Annotated in this window: 17 protein-coding genes; 7 read left to right on the top strand and 10 right to left on the bottom strand. The window is 41.5% G+C overall.

The genetic code is table 11. The annotated features are described in order from the left end of the window. The first annotated feature begins 163 nt into the window (after positions 1–163). Positions 164–2,362, top strand: coding sequence for a malate synthase G (locus tag JV36_RS0101390; RefSeq protein WP_032097138.1), 2,199 nt, complete (start codon positions 164–166; stop codon positions 2,360–2,362). 181 nt (positions 2,363–2,543) lie between these two features. Continuing rightward, positions 2,544–3,413, top strand: coding sequence for a patatin-like phospholipase family protein (locus JV36_RS0101385; RefSeq protein WP_032097139.1), 870 nt, complete (start codon positions 2,544–2,546; stop codon positions 3,411–3,413). Here the strand turns inward: JV36_RS0101385 and JV36_RS0101380 are convergent. From JV36_RS0101380 to JV36_RS0101360, 4 genes are all read right to left on the bottom strand, one after another. Then, positions 3,410–4,399: an NAD-dependent epimerase gene (locus JV36_RS0101380; RefSeq protein ID WP_032097140.1), complete on the bottom strand. Its 990-nt coding sequence runs from the start codon at positions 4,397–4,399 to the stop codon at positions 3,410–3,412. The genes JV36_RS0101385 and JV36_RS0101380 overlap by 4 nt on opposite strands. Further along, complete coding sequence (locus JV36_RS0101375; protein ID WP_032097141.1) at positions 4,399–5,496, bottom strand: nucleotidyltransferase family protein; 1,098 nt, start codon at positions 5,494–5,496, stop codon at positions 4,399–4,401. Before JV36_RS0101375 ends, JV36_RS0101380 begins: the two co-directional genes overlap by 1 nt. After that, positions 5,496–6,353, bottom strand: coding sequence for an HprK-related kinase A (locus JV36_RS0101370; RefSeq protein WP_032097142.1), 858 nt, complete (start codon positions 6,351–6,353; stop codon positions 5,496–5,498). Before JV36_RS0101370 ends, JV36_RS0101375 begins: the two co-directional genes overlap by 1 nt. Positions 6,354–6,558: 205 nt before the next feature. Further along, positions 6,559–7,452 (bottom strand): hypothetical protein, encoded by an 894-nt coding sequence (locus JV36_RS0101360; RefSeq protein ID WP_032097144.1) that lies wholly within the window; start codon positions 7,450–7,452, stop codon positions 6,559–6,561. Between the two features lie 246 nt (positions 7,453–7,698). Between JV36_RS0101360 and JV36_RS0101355 the strand changes: the two genes are divergently transcribed. Next, entirely contained in the window at positions 7,699–9,366 is a 1,668-nt protein-coding gene (locus JV36_RS0101355; RefSeq protein ID WP_032097145.1) for an FAD-binding oxidoreductase, read from the top strand. Between the two features lie 22 nt (positions 9,367–9,388). Here JV36_RS0101355 and JV36_RS0101350 read toward each other — a convergent pair whose 3' ends face one another. After that, complete coding sequence (locus JV36_RS0101350; protein WP_032097146.1) at positions 9,389–10,165, bottom strand: S1 family peptidase; 777 nt, start codon at positions 10,163–10,165, stop codon at positions 9,389–9,391. A gap of 36 nt (positions 10,166–10,201) precedes the next feature. Between JV36_RS0101350 and JV36_RS0101345 the strand changes: the two genes are divergently transcribed. Together JV36_RS0101345 and JV36_RS0101340 are read left to right on the top strand one after the other, a co-directional pair. Further along, entirely contained in the window at positions 10,202–10,951 is a 750-nt protein-coding gene (locus JV36_RS0101345) for a YdcF family protein (RefSeq protein ID WP_032097147.1), read from the top strand. A gap of 121 nt (positions 10,952–11,072) precedes the next feature. After that, on the top strand, positions 11,073–11,900 hold the full coding sequence (locus tag JV36_RS0101340) for a PEP-CTERM/exosortase system-associated acyltransferase (protein WP_032097148.1): 828 nt from the start codon (positions 11,073–11,075) through the stop codon (positions 11,898–11,900). 66 nt (positions 11,901–11,966) lie between these two features. Here the strand turns inward: JV36_RS0101340 and JV36_RS0101335 are convergent, their stop codons facing one another. From JV36_RS0101335 to JV36_RS0101325, 3 genes are all read right to left on the bottom strand, one after another. Beyond that, the gene (locus JV36_RS0101335) at positions 11,967–12,809 is read right to left on the bottom strand and encodes an Npun_F0296 family exosortase-dependent surface protein (RefSeq protein WP_032097149.1); all 843 of its coding nucleotides are present in this window, start codon (positions 12,807–12,809) and stop codon (positions 11,967–11,969) included. Positions 12,810–13,153: 344 nt separating this feature from the next. Continuing rightward, positions 13,154–14,074: a PEP-CTERM sorting domain-containing protein gene (locus tag JV36_RS0101330; RefSeq protein ID WP_032097150.1), complete on the bottom strand. Its 921-nt coding sequence runs from the start codon at positions 14,072–14,074 to the stop codon at positions 13,154–13,156. Positions 14,075–14,210: 136 nt separating this feature from the next. Further along, the gene (locus tag JV36_RS0101325; RefSeq protein WP_032097151.1) at positions 14,211–16,943 is read right to left on the bottom strand and encodes a tetratricopeptide repeat protein; all 2,733 of its coding nucleotides are present in this window, start codon (positions 16,941–16,943) and stop codon (positions 14,211–14,213) included. A 328-nt stretch (positions 16,944–17,271) separates the two neighbouring features. On the opposite strand from JV36_RS0101325, the gene JV36_RS0101320 reads away from it, so the two are divergent. Continuing rightward, positions 17,272–18,390, top strand: coding sequence for a GNAT family N-acetyltransferase (locus JV36_RS0101320; RefSeq protein ID WP_032097152.1), 1,119 nt, complete (start codon positions 17,272–17,274; stop codon positions 18,388–18,390). On the opposite strand, the gene JV36_RS0101315 is transcribed toward JV36_RS0101320, so the two are convergent. Together JV36_RS0101315 and JV36_RS0101310 are read right to left on the bottom strand one after the other, a co-directional pair. Beyond that, entirely contained in the window at positions 18,347–18,925 is a 579-nt protein-coding gene (locus JV36_RS0101315; RefSeq protein ID WP_032097153.1) for an acyltransferase, read from the bottom strand. The genes JV36_RS0101320 and JV36_RS0101315 overlap by 44 nt on opposite strands. Then, entirely contained in the window at positions 18,922–20,127 is a 1,206-nt protein-coding gene (locus JV36_RS0101310) for a glycosyltransferase (protein WP_032097154.1), read from the bottom strand. Before JV36_RS0101310 ends, JV36_RS0101315 begins: the two co-directional genes overlap by 4 nt. 450 nt (positions 20,128–20,577) lie before the next feature. Here JV36_RS0101310 and JV36_RS0101305 point away from each other — a divergent pair, with 450 nt between their 5' ends. Further along, positions 20,578–21,375, top strand: a complete 798-nt coding sequence (locus JV36_RS0101305) for a hypothetical protein (protein WP_032097155.1) — start codon at positions 20,578–20,580, stop codon at positions 21,373–21,375. Positions 21,376–21,641: the final 266 nt, after the last annotated feature.

Below are 21,641 nucleotides of genomic sequence, written 5' to 3'. Positions count from 1 at the left end.
TACAAACCATAAATTAAAAAACTATCTCTATACGCACTACACTAGGCTAAGGCTTTACTAAAACGTACTTTACTAAAATGTACTTTACGAAAAGTACAGTGAGCACGTAGTACATGCTTACCAAGTAAAACATTTCCTAGTAACACAATGTATAGAGGTAGTTATGCAAGGATATATCACGCACGGTCGACTTCAGGTTGCAGCGCAACTTGATAGCTTTATTAACGATCAGGCCATCCCAGGCACAAAAGTTCAGCCAGAATCATTTTGGAAAGGCGCTGAAGCCCTCTTTGCAGAATTCATTCCCCAAAATCGCGCACTACTTGAAAAGCGTGAACAGCTTCAGCGCGCTATCGATGATTACCACAAAGCAGGAAACCCCGCTCCGGGTAGCGAATATACCGCTTTTTTAAAGAAAATCGGTTACCTAGTAGAGCAGCCCAATAATGTTGCGGCGGCTACCACAAATGTGGATCCTGAAATTGCCACCATGGCAGGGCCTCAGCTTGTTGTGCCAATTAACAACGCACGCTATGCGCTCAATGCGGTTAACGCACGTTGGGGTAGCCTTTATGACGCGTTATATGGCACTGATGTTATCGGGACAGAAAATGGCGCTGAACCTGGCAAAGCGTATAACCCAATTCGCGGCGCAAAAGTGGTAGAAAAAGCCAAAGCTTACCTAGACAGCATGATCCCCCTTGCAAAAGGCAGTCATGCAAATGCTGTAAAATACAAAATAGAGACGGGGAAGCTGTCGGTCCAACTTACCGATGGCGATGTGACTACGCTTGCCAATACCGAGCAGTGGCAAGGTTACCAAGGTGATATAAGCGCACCCTCTGCACTATTGTTTGCGCACAACGGCTTGCACTTTGAAATTCAAATAGACCCCACACATCCTATTGGTGAAAGTGACTCAGCCAACGTAAAAGACGTTCTCGTTGAAGCTGCACTCACCACCATTATGGATTGTGAAGACTCAGTTGCGGCAGTAGATGCTGAGGACAAAACATTAGTTTACAGCAACTGGCTTGGGCTAATGAAAGGCAGTTTACGCATTGAGATGACAAAGGGCGGCAAAAACATTGTGCGCGCTATGCATAGTGACCGTGCCTATCACCCGTCAAAGCACGTACCATCAGAAAAAACGACGTCACAAAACGAGCTTGTGCTATCAGGTAGAAGCTTGATGTTCGTTCGTAACGTAGGTCACTTAATGACAAACAACGCCATGCTGTTTGATGGCGAAGAAGTGCCTGAAGGAATAATGGACGGACTCATCACTTCTCTCATCGCAAAGCACGACTTACTCGGCAACAGCGATTATACAAATAGTCGTGAAGGCAGCGTTTATATCGTTAAACCTAAAATGCACGGGCCCGAAGAAGTGGCATTTTCCAATGTCTTGTTTGAACGTATTGAAGAGATTATCGATGTACCGCGTAATACGCTTAAAATGGGCATTATGGATGAAGAGCGCAGAACCAGCGTTAACCTTCAAGCCTGCATTGCTGAAGCACAATCGCGCGTAGTATTTATCAATACCGGCTTTTTAGATCGTACCGGCGATGAAATTCATACTTCTATGTTGGCCGGCCCGTTTGCAGAAAAAGCCTCGTTAAAAGCAATGTCGTGGATTAAAGCCTACGAAACCGCAAATGTGGCGGTTGGTTTACGCTGTGGATTGTCTGGCAAAGCCCAGATAGGGAAAGGCATGTGGCCAACTCCTGATGAAATGCAAAACATGATGGACGCGAAGATTGGACACTTAAAGGCCGGCGCGAACACCGCATGGGTCCCCTCTCCTACTGCAGCAACACTGCATGCCCTTCACTATCACGATGTGAACGTGTTTGACGTACAAAAGCAGTTAGACGAAAACTTCGACGGTTTAAACGACATTCTCACTATCCCGCTTTTAGAAGACACTTCAAGTCTTACCCGTGACGGTATTAAACGTGAGATAGATAACAATGTTCAGGGAATTTTAGGCTACGTTGTTCGCTGGGTGCACCAAGGTGTAGGGTGCTCGAAAGTACCTGATATTAATGATGTAGGATTAATGGAAGACAGAGCCACACTGCGTATTTCTTCGCAGCACATTGCCAATTGGTTAGAGCACGGCATTGTAAGCGTTGACCAGGTTAAAGAATCGCTGTCACGCATGGCTGTGCTGGTAGATGAACAAAATGCCAGCGATGCTGAATACATTCCAATGACGCCAGACTTGGAAAACTCCATTGGGTTTCAGGCCGCTAGCGACCTAATATTTAAGGGTAAGGAGCAACCATCGGGTTACACCGAGCCTCTACTGCATGCTAAAAGACGTGAAATGAAAGCAAAACTAGCGCAGTCATAATACTACTGATGCACTATGACAAACGGGTGCTTTTTAGCACCCGTTTTTTCTTTGTAAAGCAAAGGCTAATCATAAAAAAACTCAAAATATAAGTGGTGATTTATCGTCTCTACACTATGATTACTTTATGCATTAAATACTCTATAAACCTATCGCTGCACGCAATAACTATGAGAAAAGCATGCCAATAGAATCTGTACCCAATACGCGTATTGTTCCTATCTTTTCAGGGGGAGGAACTCGCCTTAGTGCACATATTGGCATCATTAAAGCGCTGCAAGACATGAACATCGAATTTTCCACCCTAGTTGGGGTATCTGGCGGCTCTATTGTTGCGTCATTATTTGCCAAGGGTTATTCCGTTGAGCAAATGCGCGAGCTAGCCCTTAACACCGACTTTAAGCAGTTTACTGCTTTCAGCCTGTTCAGATTACTTCGAGAAGGCGGTTTATCGTCGGGGGATGTTTTTCAGCAGTGGATTGATGAGCAACTAGAAGGCGCAACGTTTTCAGATATGCCAATGGCCTTGAATATATTAGCGACCGATGTAAATGGTGGTGGGCCAGTACTGTTTAATCGGGCAACTACGCCAGACATGAAAGTATCTGAAGCGGTGAGATATTCTATGTCTATCCCCCTCATATTCTCATTTAAGCCATTCAAAGAGTACTTGCTGGTAGACGGCGCCATCCTATCAGAGGACGCCCTATTTGAAGATTGGCAAGGTGACGGCACACCATCAGTATGTTTTCGCCTACAAAGCACCATGCAAAAACGCAGAATAATTAAAAAGAATGTATTACAGCTGCCCCAGTATGTGGGCATGCTTATCAGAACATTTATGACGGCGATGTCTCGGGAATACGTAAACGCCCGTTATTGGCACAACACTGTTGTAGTGAATACAGGCGAAATTTCAGCGGTGGATTTTTCGCTAACGCCAGAGATAAAAAACACTCTATTCGACCTTGGGTATTCTACCACCCGTGAGTTCTTGCCGAAAAAATACGCGGGATATATTCAAACAAATGGGAAGGGGTTTAGGCGCTAATAAAACGCCTTGTACCATTCAGCGAACCGCTTCACCCCTTCCTCGATAGACGTTTTAGGTTGATATCCTGTTAATTCTGTCAACCTAGACACATCTGCATAAGTATCTGGCACGTCTCCGGGCTGAATAGGCAGTAAATTTTTGTTCACAGCGCTACCAAACGCTTTTTCCATCAATTCAATAAAGCTAAGAAGATGCACCGGCGTTTGTGCGCCGATATTAATTACTTCATATCTATCGCCTGAAATGTTTGCGTCTGGATCTGTACAATTCACCCTATCAAGCGACCTAACGACGCCCTCTACAATGTCATCAATATAGGTAAAATCTCTTCTGTGCTCGCCATAGTTATAAACGTCAATACTTCCTTTTGATGATATCGCCTTGGCAAACTTCATCGGGGCCATATCTGGTCGCCCCCATGGACCGTACACAGTAAAAAAGCGTAACCCAGTGGTGACTAGACCATATAAGTGGCTGTAAGTATGTGCCATCAACTCGTTGGCTTTTTTGGTAGCGGCGTAAATACTTACCGGATGATCCACATTATGCTTTTCAGAAAAGGGCATTTCTTTATTTGAACCGTAAACAGAGCTTGAAGATGCATAAACTAAATGTCGAATGTTTGTATGACGACAGCCCTCAAGAATATTCATAAACCCTACAACATTACTGTCTATGTATGCGTTTGGGTTCTCAAGGGAATAACGAACTCCTGCTTGCGCAGCGAGGTGAATTACTCCGTCGAATTTATGCTCTTCAAATAGCGCGGTCATTTTATCTCGGGCTTCCACGCCCATTTCAATGAAGGAGAACAATGAAGAAGCAGGTGACGAGCTTATCTCTTTTAAACGCGCATATTTTAAGTTGGTATCGTAGTAATCGTTAATGTTATCTATGCCGACAACCTCATCGCCACGATTTATAATATGTTGAGAAACTGCGGCACCAATAAAACCGGCAGCGCCAGTGACCAAGATTTTCATTAATTTTCCTTTAATTTTTTTGCTTTTCGGAAGAAAAACTCACCAAAAATAAATTTCGCAGCATTTCTGTATACTTTGAAGAGCGCCTGCCTAACTAAAATATGGAACGGCATTTTTGATTCGTAGCCCAGCAAATAGTTCAGTAAACTCCAAAACGCACTATATTTATTAGTAATAAAAGAAGAGCGTGGCAGTAAGGACCTTGTTAGAGCTATTGCTCTTATTCTGTAATAAAGGGGGAGCTTTTTATCCGCATCGTCAAGTATATCCAGCGCAAAGTAAAACTTTAGCAATCTTGCAAGTGTAAGCCATTCGTTATAAAAACCTTCTTGTTTGAACAACGTACTCGTTCTATCCATCGCAGCTTTTGCATCAGCTTCATCGCTGAGCAATCGATAAATGTCAGTTAAATCTCGCAGACCATTATCAACATCTTCATTAATAATTAAGTGAAGCGCAGAATGAAGTACTAACCACTCTTTAGACGGCACACTGAATTTAGCGTTATCCACTGAACTCGCTACTAACTTTTCAATATCAAGAAAGCGCCCTTTTACCGGGGGCACTAAGGTATGATGGACATCAAGCACAACACCATCTTCATCATTAGTGAGCGGTGGTAATTCATGAGACCATGCTCTGTAGTACTTGTCGTCGTGCTCATCCATTTCTTTGAATGTCCACCCTTTGTCGAGTAGAACAACTTCAAGTTTATCGATAATTTCTCTGGTAACACAAATGTCGATGTCCGTCATTAACCTGCCGACACCGTTTGCGTTTTTCCCAAGCGTATATGCAGCCCCTTTTAAGAAAATAAAAGGGATATCATGCCTTCCAAGTAATGCCGTAAGTTTTTCTGCTTGCACGGAAGTCTGATGGGCTTGCGCATCTGCAAATCTTATTGCTGATATAAACACATTTTTGCAATAACCTGGAATTAGCCCGTCTAGGTCTCTTAAGCATAGTCTGTGATAATAAGAGGCTATTAGGGACTTTTGCCTCAATATTCTTATTAACGCGTTCCACTGCACTTCATTTAGATACTCTATGCCTTCTAAACGACAATAAACGCTAATAAAAACAGACCGGCTAAGCATCACTGCTCCACTAATTCAGACAGAAAGTCATTTAAATCATGCATATCGCTGTATTCTATGTAATACCCTCTGGTATTAGTAACCACGCGTGTAAGTGTGTCAAATCCAATTTTACCTAATATATTATAGTTAAAAGCGTTTCTTATTAGCATTGCGAATGTTTCTGACTGCGTAAGCTCTGTAATGGTTGTTTGCTTAAGAGGCGAGTATCTGAGGAAAGTAACGAAATCTGGTGATGTAGGCTCGAACGTATTAAATTCTTCCGTAGAGTATAGTTTTGCGTGTGCAATATCGCCTTTGTGGGTAGAAAGAGCACTTTTCGACAAGATGATACTAGGACATAAGCGCTGGATAACGTTAATCGACTCATTTTTCAGTGATGAGGGTCTATACAATGGCGTAATGTTCAAGGACTGCGTATCTATCAACGCCATTTCGTCTGAAAACATTTGCCAGCCTTTAGCTCCAAGATATGTGGCAAGAGTAGACTTTCCAGACCCTGAGGATGCTGGGAACAGAATCGCTTTATTGTTCTTTACCACAACAGAGGAATGAATACTTAATTTTGTATGCTCAAACGCGGCAACTGCCCAATTCATTGCCCATTCTAATGAAGGAACAATATGTTTAGTTGATATTGGATTAAAAGGCGTTACTCCCTCAACGTCAATTACGCACTGTTTTCTAAATAGACGCCTCACTGGGGACGTCGTTTTTACCGAAAGATGAAAATCACAAAAGCCATAAGTATTTGACTCTAGGCTGCTTCCATACATTAATCTTAATACATCGATTACATCTGGCTGAATACCGTTGAGGTCAAAACGATATGCTCCACTATTAATACGTATAGTCAACCTTGAAAAGCCCTTGAACGTTAACTTCTTCAATGACTCTGGCCTTCGACACATTCGCTGAGTTAAGGAGCGAGTAAAGCGTTGGCATTTTTTGTTCGATCGAAGACGTATATATTATGACGGTGTTAAGATCCTTCCTTAACACCGCCAAACCAGACTTGTCATCAAAGATAAAAATGTCAGAGTTTTGATCTTTGTCGAGCACTCAATTCGCGCTCAGAAAGCTTGAAGCCTCTAACGCTTTAGGAGCACTAAATCGACTAGAAACTTTGACGGTGAGGTCAGTCGCAAAGCCTGGCGAAGTTGCGTTTTCCAGCATGATCGAAACAAGATGTTCGCAATACTGCTTAACCGTATAGCCAAGTGGAACACCTGAGCTGAAGCCTGCGATTAGGTTTAAATACAGAGCCGATATTTGAAGAAGTACTGGCCCCCTTCCCGTTTTCAGCTCGTCCAAAACGTTAAAACTTGCTTGAACAGCTTTACCATTCGAGCCAACGCCAGAGACGTATGTTAACTTCTCATTAGCTAGCATCTCAAGTTTACCGCGAACGGCTAGCAACTCACTCATGTGCCAGTCGGTGCTGCTATTTAAAACACCTTTGATCAAATGAGGATCTACATTGTTGACTTTATTCTTCTTAGCACCATCCAAACTGTTCAATTTATTTTTTACTGGTGTGTTCTGAACTTGTCCATCCGCATAAATAAGATTTGTACTAGTGCCGTTACCATCATATCTAAAAACAGGAAAATCGAAATTGTTAACGCGATGCGGTACCGACGCGTCCAACCAAGAACTTTTTGTGAACATCTTACCAGCCGTTCCACGAGCAGAAAGGTTTGGTAACCCCCCTCTGTTGACAGCCGTGAACAGATTTTGGAAGTCAGAAGCAGGAAAACCGCCTAAACTGACTTTATTCTCGGGGTCATCCTGTGAACTTACTTGGCACACACTTTCTAGCGCCTGCGAACCGCCAGAAACACCGGAAGCATTGCAAGCGCCCCATACCGATTTCGACGGGATAACAGTGATACCTGCGATAGCGCCCGACGTCTTGATGAATTTACGTCTGCTGCTTGTTCTATTATCTTCCACGAATAACTCCAGCTTTTCGAGCTTTTAAATAACTATGATATTGATTAAAGCAAAAAATGCGCCAAATTAAAAACTGTTTCTTTTCAGAGTGCTACGAACTTCTTAAATATAGCTGTAAATTTTTTTGACGCTGAAATATTTAACTTCTGTAATACTAGGTTATAAACAACTTGTTGTGAAGACAAATAATTCACACCTCTCTAATATAGTATTGTTGTGTCTAAACACAGACGAAGGACGAGAATAATGACGGCGACAACCAAGCTAGATAATTTACTTCAAATTTTAGCAGAGCGCTTAGGCAGGTCAGCCGAGGTTAATTGCATCACCAGCGAAGAGCTTACTAATACAGAGTGTCTTACACTCAATGCTATCTGTATTGTAAGACCCCTTACCACAAAGGCAATACCGTTGATTTTAAATGTGGTCTCGACACTACAACGAGACTTCGAACACTTATCGATTTATCCCATAAGTACTGGAAAAAACTGGGGGTATGGTAGCGCGAACCCTAGCAGTAAAAATGAAAATGCGATTTTACTTGATATGAGTTTACTGAATGAAGTAACGTTTTTTGATTCTGAAAGCGGCATAGCATCTATTCAGCCAGGCGTTACCCAACAGCAACTGTATGACTTTCTGCAAGAACTAAATGCCCCCTTTATGGTGCCAGTGACTGGCGCCGGCCCTACTACAAGTATACTTGGAAATGCGCTTGAAAGAGGCTATGGCATTACCCCTATCGCAGACCACTTTACTGCTGTCACTGCCATAAAAGGCTATTTGGCGGACAGTAGCTTCTACGAATCATCGTTACAAGCGATGAGCAATGCCAGTAATTCAAATGGTGAAGAGTGTTACGTAGACAAAACCTTTAAATGGAAGCATGGCCCCTACCTCGATGGCATTTTTACCCAGTCTGGCAATATGGTGGTAACCGAAGTAACAATCGCTCTAGCAAGAAAAAAACCTGCTTTTGATTCGTTTTATATGCGCTTTTTTGATGAAGACAGTTTCGAAACCGCTTACGGCGTAGTTCAAGATATTTTCCAAAATTTAGAGGGCGTAGTAGGTTCAATAAACTTAATGGATAAACGCCGCGTAGCCGCAATGGTGGCAGATAACCCTCAGGGCGCAGGTAATCACGCTGTTATGACCTCTGAACAAGTTAACAGCATTGCTAAAAAGTACGATGTTCCAGAATGGACGGTAGTAGGCACTATCTACGGTACTAAGGCGGTGGCAAAGGCTGCCAAGAAAGACATAAAAAGAATCGCTGCTAAGAAAGCAGACCAGCTCCTTTTTTCAAATAGTTTGCTGGTTAGCCTGGGTAAAGTTGTAACTGAAAATACAAACCTACCCTTATTGTCGAGTGCAAAAGAACAGCTAGAAAAGTTATCGGCAGGTATAGAAGTGATGCAAGGTAAGCCAAGTCAAGTCGCCTTACCACTGGCATACTGGAGAAACCCTCGAGTCAAGCCAGACAAAACGCGAATAATGAACCCGGCCGAAGACGGCTGCGGCCTACTGTGGTATGCCCCTCTTGTGCCAGCAAAGGCGGGTGCAATGAAACAGTTTGTTGATATGGTTAGAACTATTGCACCTAAGTACAATATTGAGCCGATGATTACCTTTACAAACTTAAGCGGCATTTCTACTGATAGCACTATTCCCATTGTATTTGATAAAGAAAACCCGCAAGCAGTAGAAGACGCTCACAACTGTCTTGATGCGTTGTATCATGAAGGCCTTAAACAAGGTTTTGTACCTTACAGGCTGAACATTAAACAACAACAAGAGCTTGACCCTGATAGTACGTTTTGGAAGACTGCAGGCAAGATTGCCCACGCTTTAGATCCAAACGGTATTATTAGTCCAGACCGATACAACCCATATAAAATAGAAAGCAATTAGCTTTAATATTGAATGTGTTGCCCTATAGATTCCGTTTTCTCAAAAGGGCGTTAACATGCTTCACCGGTATAGCATAGCTAATTCCGCTAGGGGCAGATAGAGCAGACTCTTTACCCTGACTAACAAATACTTTATTGATAACGCCCACAACTTCGCCCTTTTCAACGCTATACACCGGACTACCAGAGTTTCCCGGATACGCGGTAGCATCTAGCTGGTACACCATCTCTGGTTTATTTAACCGATTGAGCATGGCCGAAGTTAACTGGTTCGCATTCTGTGCTGGTATCGCGTCAGGTGTTATTGCTGATATCATGCCCCTGTGTGTTGCAGGGTAAATGCCTATTGCAGCTCCAATTGGAAAGCCTGTAAATGCGACATCGGTGCCGGGCTTAAGCATTGTGTTTACCGCTAGTGTGGCACTTGGTAAAGACCCGTTAAATTCAAGAAGCGCTAGGTCGTGCAGCGGATCAATTTCTAGAACTGTTGCTTTAAATGCCTGGATGTTCCGTCCTTTTCCTGTAATAACAACATAGTGCTGAACAATTTGAGGGTCGAGAATTTTAGACACCACATGATAGTTAGTTACAGCGTGCTTTCCATCAGCAACTACAAAACCTGTTCCTAATACCTGGTTTCCGCTGTTTTCTATAGGTGTGTATAGACCTATTGCAACAACGGCAGGTGTTACATTTTCTACAACATCGGTAAATTCCGTAGCTATCGTTTGATATGAATTAAGCACAAGCAACAGGAATGTAAGTCGCATACTTTTTATAAATAACGTAGTCTTACACATTATGGACACTCCATTTAACTTTGTACTGGTAAGGATATGGATTTTCTCAAGCTTATAGCCCTGCAGCTCATAACACCACTGAAGCTGTCACTGGTACTTCTGGCTCTCGCTCTATTGTTTCAAGCCATATCGAAACAACGTATCGCAACATTAACAAAAAGAGTAGCGTTATTTTGGGTGTTATTGTGGTCGCAACCATACGCAAGTGATGTACTGCTACATTTCATCGAATACAAACCTGAGTCTAAAAGTGAACACGCCAAGCATAGTCCTGATTACATTCTCGTTCTAGCTTGTTACTACAGCACACAAGGTGACGTACCTGAAATTAGCCGATGGGCGGAATGCTCGTTGCAAAGAAACGTAGAAGCCGTAAGACTTCAAAATAAAACACAGGCACCTGTGATAATCACTGGCGGAAATTTTCTACACGACAGTTCGATAAACTACAGCGAAGTTGCTTACGATTTTTTTACTTCAATGAATATCGATAAAAAGAATCTGATTATCACAAAAGAAGGTACAAACACGTATGAAGAAATCCTTTCAGCACGAAGGTATCTCGAAAATAAGCACGTTTGGGTAGTATCGTCAGCAACGCACATGTATCGACTCGAAAGAGAGCTTGCCGACATAGCTGCTACAACAACGTTTTTTCCAGTCGACTACCATAGTAAAGGCAGCCTAAAGCCATACATAACATTACCTTCACAGAAGGCACTTGAGAACGCACGAGTAGCCCTGTATGAGTTATTGGCTAGGGTAAAATTTACCTATAATAATTAAGTATTTAATTTAAAAACAACCGGCTCATTAGACTAATTAATGGTTTATTAATTATATATTAATGCCGCTAAGATCTGCTAAGCTGAAAGAAGTGTTGTGAACATGGAAATTTACATAAGATATGAGTAGCCCTAAACAGAAGAGCGTCTTAGATAAGGTGTCTGAGCTTGTTGGCAAAAACAACAAACTTGGAAAAATAATCTCTGGCTACAGCAAGCTTAGGGAAGCTAACTACATATCTTCTCACTTCTCTACGTATCTCACTCCAACCATTGCAAGTAGTGAAGCGTTAAAAGATGAAGTCTTCAAAATAAGGCACAACGTATACTGCGAAGAACTTGCTTTTGAACCTGTACGCGAAAACGGACTAGAGCTCGACGAGTTTGATGCATTCTCTATGCATTGCTTAATCCAGCATGTTAGCTCGCAAAATTATGCAGGCACAGTGAGAATAGTCAGACCTACCGAACCACATCAAAAACTTCCCATCGAGAAATACTGCTTAAACTCTATTACCCACGATGAACTTAACCCAGCGAATTTCGCTAGGGAAGATGTGTGTGAAGTGTCTCGTTTGGCCGTGCCTAAGGCTTTTAGAAGACGTCAAATGGACGACCATGACGGCGCTGCAGTGGGTATAATTAATCAGCAGTCTTACTCTGAAACTGAGTTAAGATGCTTCCCCTTTATTGCCGTAGGACTTTACTTTGCAGCAGCGGGGATGGCTTTAGAGCAGGGAATAAAACACGCTTACGTTATGATGGAACCACGGCTTGCCAGAAGCATGGGGTTTGTTGGCATTAAATTTCAGCAAATAGGCCCAGTGGTAGATTATCACGGCAAACGAGCGCCTTATTACATCAATCAAAAACTATTAAACACTAGCCTATCACCTAGTTTTGCAAAAATGCTTAGTGACATAAGAGCTGGTCTAGGCCGTAGCCACTGAATTCAGCTTAAAAAAACATCCACACTAGGTGGATGTTTTCTTCTTTTCTTCACAATACATCGAGATTTAACTTTTTACTTTACGGCGGCGTAATCCAGCCATGCCCAGTAGTGCTAAACTAGAAAGCGCAATAGTAGAGGGGCCTGATACTGGTACAGGCGTATCAAAACCAACGACGATATTATCAACTTCGCCCGCAACACCAGTGCTGTTAATCACCACCTTATTAAAAGAATCGCCTGGTGCAAAAGCAACGTTCACATAAACATTTGAGCTATCAGCTAATTGGTTACCTGTGTTCCCGTTTAATGTATTGAGTAGAGATTGACCAGTAATTTCTACAATAAGGTTGTCACCATTAAAAAACGAAAAATCGTTATAGGTATCTACCGAGCCCCAGTAAAAACCAAAATAATCTATTCCTACTGATGTACCTAAAAGTCCGCTGGCAGCAGTCAGCAATGCCGAATAATCAAGTTCAACGCTTCCTAAGTTGCCACCCTCGGCAGGTGTGTAAGCGAAACAGGTTTCATCGCCTGCGGGAGCAGCAGCAACACCACCTTTACCAGAAGCACGAACCTCAAACGATCCGCTACCACCTACGGTTACACCCGCACCAGTTGAGTTAATAGCGCAACCATCGCTATCAGAGGAATTATTGAAATCTAATGTGCCCGCCGGAAATCCATTCATTGCAGTTGCTGCGTCGAACGTTTCAATGAAATAGCCGTTAACCCCAAATACACCGTTACCATCAACAGCCTGGGTTGGGTCGATAAACTGGCTAGTTTTGCCAGAATTGTCACCTGCAACATCAAAATCAAACGTAATAACTGCTGCTTGTGATGTAAACGCAGCACAGCATAACAATGCAGCAATACTTGTTTTTAAAAATTTTAATCTCGACATGATTATGTCCTTTAGTAATAGCCTAAACCAATGTGTAACTACACCATTGATGTTGCATATTACGTTCCATTTATATAAACACTTGGTTTGATTAGGTTATTTTTTGATCAAAGAAAAATCTATCTTGCTTTGTAAAAAAGGCTGACATTTTCTAACCGACTAAGTTAGAAGACTTCAGTAAGTGAGAAGTTAGATGGAAGTTAAGCTGGATAGTCGGTAAGAATCTCGCTGAAGCAAAATAGACTTTTAAATCTGAGCAAATAAAAAACCCCATATTGTTTTCACAATATGGGGCTTAAACAGAGCCAAGTTGACAGCTCTAATGTGTTTGGAAATGCTTAGGTTTAGGCTTTCTTGTTTCTACGTACAAGACCCATACCCATAAGCGCAAGACCGAAAAGTCCAAGCGTTGCTGGAGTTGATACTACGTTAGCTTTTATATCGCCACTGTTAGAAGAAGCAACCGTATTAATTCCTCCTTGTGTACCAAAGCTGGCCGCTAAACTAAAAGCAACTACATCAAAAAAGTCTGTATAAAAGAACGGATTATCATTTAAAGCTGGATCAGTAACTGCATTTTTAACGACATTTCCATTCGCATTACCCTCTGCAACACCTACCGCAGTATTGGCGAACACACCGTTAGAAAGAGTGCCGTTAACAAAACCTAGCTCGAGGCCCGCTACAAGATTGCCATTTATGACGTTGCCGCTGAAAAATGTTTCGCTAAAAGAGCCTGAAAGCCAAAGCGCATCATTTTCTTCGTCGATAAAATCGTCAGCAAATGTACTATTAAGTGATGCCGACCCAAAATCAGAAAATGCAAAAGAGCTGCCCTTGTCCGCAGAAACGAATACATTCATGAACGAGCCGTCGCTGTTAAACGATACAATACCGTTGTTGTCCGTGATTGCTTCTAATCCACCAAACTCAAAGACTAGCGAACAAGAATTGCAAGATAAATCACCCGTCGAACCTGGGGTTGTTCTGATCAGTCCGTACCCGTTTAGGTGCAAACCTGTTACATCTATTACGGGTGATTGAGTAGTATCTCCGGCAAAAAAGTCAGGGTTACCGATATTTACAACGTTACCGCTAGCGTCTGAAAAGTATTGGACGAAGCCAAGCGGATTATCCAAATTTCCGTCTCCCGCAGACACCACCTGTTGTGGTGACGGGATACTCAAGCCATCAGGTAATAAAATTGGATCCGCAAAAGTTCCAAAACTAGCTACAAAAGCACTTGCTAACAACAATTTTTTCATAAAGTTCTCCAAAACTTCGAAATGGTTACACCTGAAACAAAGCGATAATCGTGCCAACATGCAGGTCATTGATTCAATGACACTTTTAGTCTTTGATTTTTTTAAAAGTAAAAAAAGCTGACAATTACGTAGCTCCTTACATTATTTTTAACTCTAGCTGCCTAATTTTTTCGACAAGATTTTCCGGTAGTTCTGCCTTCTTAAGAGATTTTAACACCTGCGTTGCCTGAACAGCGTTGTTAGTTTTAATTAAGGCCTCGGCATGATTCAAATAAAAATTAATCGATAACGGATTTTCACTTTGGGTAAGTTTTTTAAATATCTCTAGAGCGTCCTTTTCTTCCCCTAAATGCAAAAGTATCTGTCCATATGTGGAAAGTATCTGAGCATTCTCAGGTTCCAATTTGAGAGCCTGCTTTATATATACCAGCGCTTTCTTGTCTTCGTATTTCGAGGACAGCAACCAAGCTAAATTATTTAACTCTCTCGCGCTTTCAGGATAAATGTCTAAAAAAGATTTGTAGGAAGCAATTGCTAGACTGGGGTTCGTAAGAAACATTGCGTCTGCATAATATCTCAATAGCTCAGGGTCTCCTGGCGCTTTTTCTAACTCTTCAGCAATGAAATCTACTGCCACACTTCTATGTATGAGTTTCTCAATCGCTGGTATTATCTTTTGCAGTTTTCGAGGATCTCGTGAATTGCTGTAATACAAAGAGAGGCTCTTAAAACCTTCATCTAGCTTACCATTTCGAAGTTTTAATAAGCCGTCTATCCTATGGATTAATAATTGTTTTACTTCACTACTACTAGCACTTGTAATTAGCTGTTCAGCATCTTTGAATTTCAACGTAGAGATAGCCAGGTCAGCCGCAAAAAGCCTTAAAATTTCATTATTAGGAAAAATTCTTATTCCCTCTTTAGCTACCTCCAACGCATCGTTTCTTCGAGACATCTTTTCTAATAACTGAACTTTTAAAAGATAAGCTTTATCAGAAACCAATGAAGACTTAAGCCAACGATCCAGTAAATTCATTGTACCGGTAACATTTCCTAGGCTGTTTTCAATTTCAAATGCTAATAAAAATTGCCACTCCTCATCAAAACTTTGTACATATTTGTTGAACGTATCTTTCGCTAAAGAAAACTGCTCGCTTTCAAGTAGAGCATTTACATGTAGCCTTTGAGCGAGCGCTTCATTTTCTGTCACAGGAGTGCTGAATTGGCTTATATTGTCGTCAGGCGACCCGTTTTTGCTGTTTATATCGTATAACGTCAATGCAAGCTTATTCGAAAGCTTATTGTTCTCTAAAAAGGCATGAATAAGTTCTTTTGCCCTGCCAAACTCTTTTTTGCGAATTGCTTCATCTACGTAATAAAGCACTGGAGTCTCATTTGCTGGTTCGATTTTGGCGAGCTTTTCAACATAGTTCCGCGCTGCCGCATAATCATTTTGATTTGAGAGCGATTTAATTATAGTAGAAAGAAGAGGGACATAATCAGGTTCTAACTCTAATCCTTTGACTGCAAGCTCAGCTGCTGCTGGATAATCCTTGGCTATGAAGCTTTGTTGTGATAGCAACAAAAATGCCTCAATTGAATTTGGTTCAATTGATAGCACATTGCTTAATATAGCATTTCCTTTTTTCAGATTTCCAGCACCTATCTCTAGAAATGCACGTCGAATCATTAAGTCTAAGTCGTTATCATTTTCAGAAACGTCGGTTTTTAGATTCAATACATTTTTTGCGCTCTCATAGTCTCCCTTTTTTAAAAGACTATAAGTGAGATGCGAGGTAAACTCTTCAGAAGGAGAAGGCAATTTATCGTCTTCAAACTTTATTGGATAGCCCAATTTAGCACGCAACAATAGGTCTAACTCCAATAACGACCTGTCACTTTTGACAAGTTCATCTACCGACGAAAGTGCCTCGAAAGCAGTTTCATGAAGTCCGAGTTGATAGGATGAGAGCGCTTTTATAATATTTAGCCTTGGGCTAGTAAAGCCCTTTGCGATTGCCTTTTCACTGTAGGTCTTTGCGTTTTCATAGTTTTTATTAGCGATAGCCAACTCTGCGTATTGCTGGTCAATCAAGGGATGTTCACCAAAACGTTCCGCGCTTCCTTGGAGTGACTCTCTAGCAGTAGTGAAATCCTGAGCTCTAACAAGACTACTTACAAGGTACATTGCAGCTCTAAAATTACCTGAATACATCTTTGAGTAGCGGGAGAACTGTTCTGCCGCCTTTTTATAATCTTCCTCTAAGAAATACAATTTACCAAGCAGCATCCACTTCTCTGGAAACGAATCGCTAACTTCAGCTACCATTGATATTACATTTTCCAGATCATTTCTATTTTTTACAGAAAATGCTTCAAAGAGTAGTCGAACGTCGGTACTGAAAGATTCATTTTCTAATACACTAAGCCTGAAAGTTTGCGCATCTAATATATCGCCTACTTCCATTAATGACAGATACTTTAATACGGTAATTTCACCAGCTTTTATGTCAGCTTTGTCGATCAATGCTAGCGTTTGATCGAACTCTCCCAACTGATAGTACGATGATATGAGCAGTTGAGAAAGATTAGTAAGCAATTCGCCATTAATTTCAATTGCGGCTTCCGCCGCTCGTATCGCATCGGCAAAGTATCCTTGTTCATATCTTATTTCTGCAAGCCTAAGTCGTATCTGCGCATTATTCGGATATTCTTGCGCAGCCGCCTTGAGTTCTAGCACTGCGGAATTGAGTTGCGACTTTTGTGAAAGTGTATCTGCCGCTTGAATGTACTGTTCTGCAGTATTCTGTTCACATGCGACAAGAAAAAAACTAACGAAAAATATTGGTATTATTGTTTTCAACTGCATAACGCGTCCTTCATACGATTACTTAATTTATAATTAATAAATATTTCGCTGAGCGTAAATCTATCAGCATCTTTTCTGTGTAGGAAAAGCCAAAGTTGAAAGTTCCTAAGTAGATAGAATACACGAAACATGTAATCATGGTTAATCACTATTATTGTTGATGTACAATACTTCGACCACTACTCCACGTAAATGTAAGTCTGGCATGCACCATTTTGAAATCTAGCTAGACGCGCCCTCTGCATTGTGCAAATATCTGCCAGTATGCAATCGCATAAGCGTTTGAATAAGCTGGAAGGAATTAGTAATAACTTCATAGAGTATAGAAATGTCAACGACAAAATTGCGCTATTACCAAAATTCTGAGCAGCTTTTTAATGACACTGCAGAATTTTGGGAAAGCTACTCCCCGCCCAACATATTCCTTTCAAAAGAATGGCTTACGTCTTGGCTGGACAGTGTAGACACTATCCCTCTGTGTATGATTTTTTATGATTGCAACTATATAATCGGCATAGTAGTTGTCGGAGAAACTTTACTTCGTCCTTACCTTCCTCAACTTAGAGAGTGGCATTGCAATCAAACCGGGGGAATCAATGAGGATCAGGTATGGATTGAATATAACCACATCTACTGCAACGTGTCTCAAAGAGAAAAATGCACTGCATTGCTTATAGAACAGTTTATTAGACAGCCTTTGGTCGTAACGCTAAACGTTTCCATGGCAGAAAATGTTGAGCACTGGAAAAGCAAATCGCCGCCATTGATAAAATGGCTACAAAATGGAAAACATATTGGATATAAAAAAACACTCACCGAATGTTCTTCTGTGAGTGATGTTATAGCGTCGCTATCTCGAAACAGCAGATCACAAATGCGACGCGCCTTTAAAAAGGCTAAGTCATCTTGGGGAGACGTATCAGTAACGGTAGCAACGCAGGCAAAAAAATTGGACTTTTTAAACGAACTCGGCCTCTTGCATAAAGAAAAATGGGACTCTTCAACATATGGCAGTGGTTTCAGTAACGAAAACTTTTTATCACACCATAAAAAACTTATAGAGTTGGCTCCCTCTTTGACTGATATAGTGAAGGTAGAAGCAGGAGAACATTTGCTAGGCCTTTGTTATTTTCTAAAATGCGATAACAGTATAAAATTCTATTGTAGCGGTATTAATGAAAATGTAAGCGACAAACACATAAAGCCCGGATACCTCATTCACATTGCATGTATGGCACATTACGGAAGTAAAGGCTTTTCAGATTATGACTTTCTGGGCGGAGGAGCAAGATATAAGAGTACATTAAGCGATTCAAAATATACGTTTACAGACTTACGACTGTGGAACATTTCTCGGGTTGGCCGTTTACTTGCGTCGATTCACTCGTTGAGAAGCAAGTTAATTAAACACTTCTCAAAACCTTCGCCGGATTCCCCCCAACAATAACGCCCTCAGGTACATCATCAACCACTACAGAGCCAGCTGCCACAATACTCCCAGTCCCAACATTAGCCATTACTAGCGCGCCATTGCCCAACCAGCAGTTTTCACCTATTTCAACTTTGGTAAATGTACCGCCTTGGTCCTTTATTGGCTTTGAAGGATCTGAAAAGTTGTGCTGCCCTTTTCCACTCATAATATGGACACCACTACCCAGCAGCGTGTTTTTGCCGATGCGGCACTTACCGATGTTGCATTGAGGGCCTATATACACGCCCTTTTCAAGGCATGTATCTTGTTGTGAAAACAAAGTACCAAAAGAAATAACCGCATCAGGAGAGCATTTTTTAAAAGCAAACCGATAGAAGCCGCTGCGTAAATAACTACCCAACTTGCCAGGTAGCAGCGACAGGGCTTGACTATAACTCGCTATCAGAGCATCTTTATTTACAAGCAACGACAATAGTTTATAAGAGATTGTAACAGGGCTAATAAGAAGCGCTAAAACCCAAAAAACAATATGCTTGATAAGTTGCTTCATATTCTTTCCAATGCCTGTTTAAGCGGCTGTAACTGCTGATTCCAAGAATATGTGCTGTGTAACGCATTATATGCGTTATCCGCTAGCTGTTGCGCTGTGTCAGTTTTTTTTACGCAATCTACACAGGCGTCTATAAAGCTGCTTTCTTCATTTGCAATATACATAGTATTCTCACTCGCATAGCTAATTCCCTCGGCCCCCATGCTAGTGGTTATCACGGGTAATTTGCATGCGGCAGCCTGTAGCACTTTGTTCTGAACGCCCCTCGCAAGTCGAAACGGAGCAACAAAGGCAGTCGCTTTATGAAAGAAAGGCAGCATATCTTCTACAAATCCAGTAACTTCAATCGCTTTGTCTCGCTCTGATAGTTGCTGTATCTCTTTTGTCGGGTTCATGCCACCTACTGTAAAGGTGGCGCCAGGCAATCGTTGCTTTATTGTTGGCCAGCAATACTCTACAAACCACATAACGGCGTCTACGTTTGGTTTGTAATCCATAACGCCAGTGAAGAGAAAATTTGTGTCGTCCGCGGGCGTTGAGGCGGGAAAAAATGCAGAAAAATCTAACCCGTTTCCTAGTACTTTAACCGGTTTGAACCCACTCACTGTTTTTTCAAATAATCGGGTTTCTTCTTTCGCAATAAGGAATGTGTCTTCAAAGTCTCTATTTGCTCTAGATTCAAGCCTATTTATTCGCTTACTCTCTCTACGATATATCGCGCTCATAGGGAATGAACTTGACTCAGCATATTGTCTCCATTTATCAGAGTCTACATCCATCATATCCATAAAAAGCGCACACGTTCTATCGCCATAATTAGAAGCGTTAAACACATAGTATCCAAGACTTGAAGCGCTAAGTAGTAGTGCGTCGCAGCCATTTATTAAACGGGCATTCACTTCTTTTTGAAGCGCACTGCTATAAAACGCGCCAACGCTAATGGCTTGCCGATGCAGCAGTGCCCAACTATAGCGCTTAACTTTGTGAGGAAGAGGGAATACTGTCACCGAAATATCTAACTTCTTACCAAGTTCTCTCGCATCGGCACTATCTTGGTCGTTTTCACCTAAACAAAGAACCTCTACGCAATAGCCGAGCTGAGTTAAAAACTCAATCTGATGATAAGTACGAAGCTTTTCGCCTTTATTAGGCGGGTAAGGTACCCGTTGAGATACTACAGTGATGTTGCGAAGCTTCGCCATTATTACGTCCGTTAGCAAAATTTTTAATTCCCGCTGCTATAGTACGTTGTAGGCTGTAACTCGTCAAAATAACGAGCGGAAGATAACTCGGTTCACTCCCCTGAGCTATTTACTGAACATCTTTTTGATACTTTTTGACCTAGCCCCTCTGAAGAGTCTATCGCGGAGAGCGTAAACAAACCCAAATTCAGATAAGAAATAGAAGACACAACGCTAAAGCAAAAGAAGCATCATTTAGTTGTTCAATTTCTTCATCATTAAATGCCTTAATGCGACAAAGCGTTTCGATAACCGCCATGTCATATTTTTTTACACCTTTGTAAAAATTAAGCAAGAATTAAATTTAAACACCTGTTGTTTATGAAAAAAATTAAAAGGCACCATTATTGCTTACTACTTTAGTCTAACAAAGTTAATAAACTAAAAAATAATAGTAATTGGGGAATTAAAATGTCAAAAAAGTTAATTGGAAGCATAGCCTTGGCTTCAAGTTGTTTTCTTACTTCACTGGGCTCAAATGCAACAATTCTCACTCTTGATGGGCAAACAAATGCGGGTAACAATTTAACAGAGATTACTGACCCATCGGCCCCCGCGGGCAATGGAGCATGGTCAGCAAGCACCTTGGGTGATGCAGGTAGTTTTTCAGACTATTGGCTTTATTTTGATGATGACACCTCTTCGACAGAATATACACTAGGAAATTTGCTAAGCGTTTCATTTGATACGAAAAAGCCATTGGCTGGTGAACAAAATGATTTTTTCCTTCAAATCTACACCACCACTGACGGTATTGCAGACGGGGCTCGCTGGTACGGACAACGTGTTACGTTTGATCCTCGATATGCTGCCAACTTAAATGCACCAGCTGATACTTGGAATAGTTGGAGCACATCAGGCACTGAAAACGTATTGGCTATCTACGATTCGGCAGGAGGATTTTTTGGCGGCTATTCCGGCCCTACGCTTGCTCAACTTTTGGATCCTAGCTACCAAGATGATGGCAACTACAGCAATAGCATTGTTGACTATGCAAGTGAACAAGTAAGAGGCATTCGAATTGCCACGGGAACAGGATGGGCTAGCAGCTTTGAGGGGGCGATAGACAATATCTCTCTGGACTTCGGAAACGATGGCACATTGAATTTTGACCTTGAAGCAACTCAGGTATCAGCGCCTGCGAACTTGGGTTTGTTTGGGCTTTTTGCTGCTTTTATAGCGTGCTCCAGACGTTTTTTGGTCAAATAATGTAAAATTTACCTCAATCCAAAGGGATCAGTTCAAAGGTTGCTGGATCCCTTTATTTGTCCAATACACCAGTATCTTCCTAGGCCTTTAATCCCATCTTAAACAAACTAACTAGTTAAGAGCTCAAATAAATGTTTTGTTAGTTGACGGCTTTGTAAAGTACCGCAGCCGTTAGCAACAACAAAATATGCTTCTATGAATTCGCAGGCAAACACATTGGCATTACATACCAAGTAATATAAAGTATTATTGAGTTATCAAATTGC

It is taken from the genome of Alteromonas sp. LOR (assembly GCF_000753865.1).
GTDB lineage: Bacteria > Pseudomonadota > Gammaproteobacteria > Enterobacterales > Alteromonadaceae > Alteromonas.
This window is presented reverse-complemented; position numbering and strand designations above follow the sequence as displayed.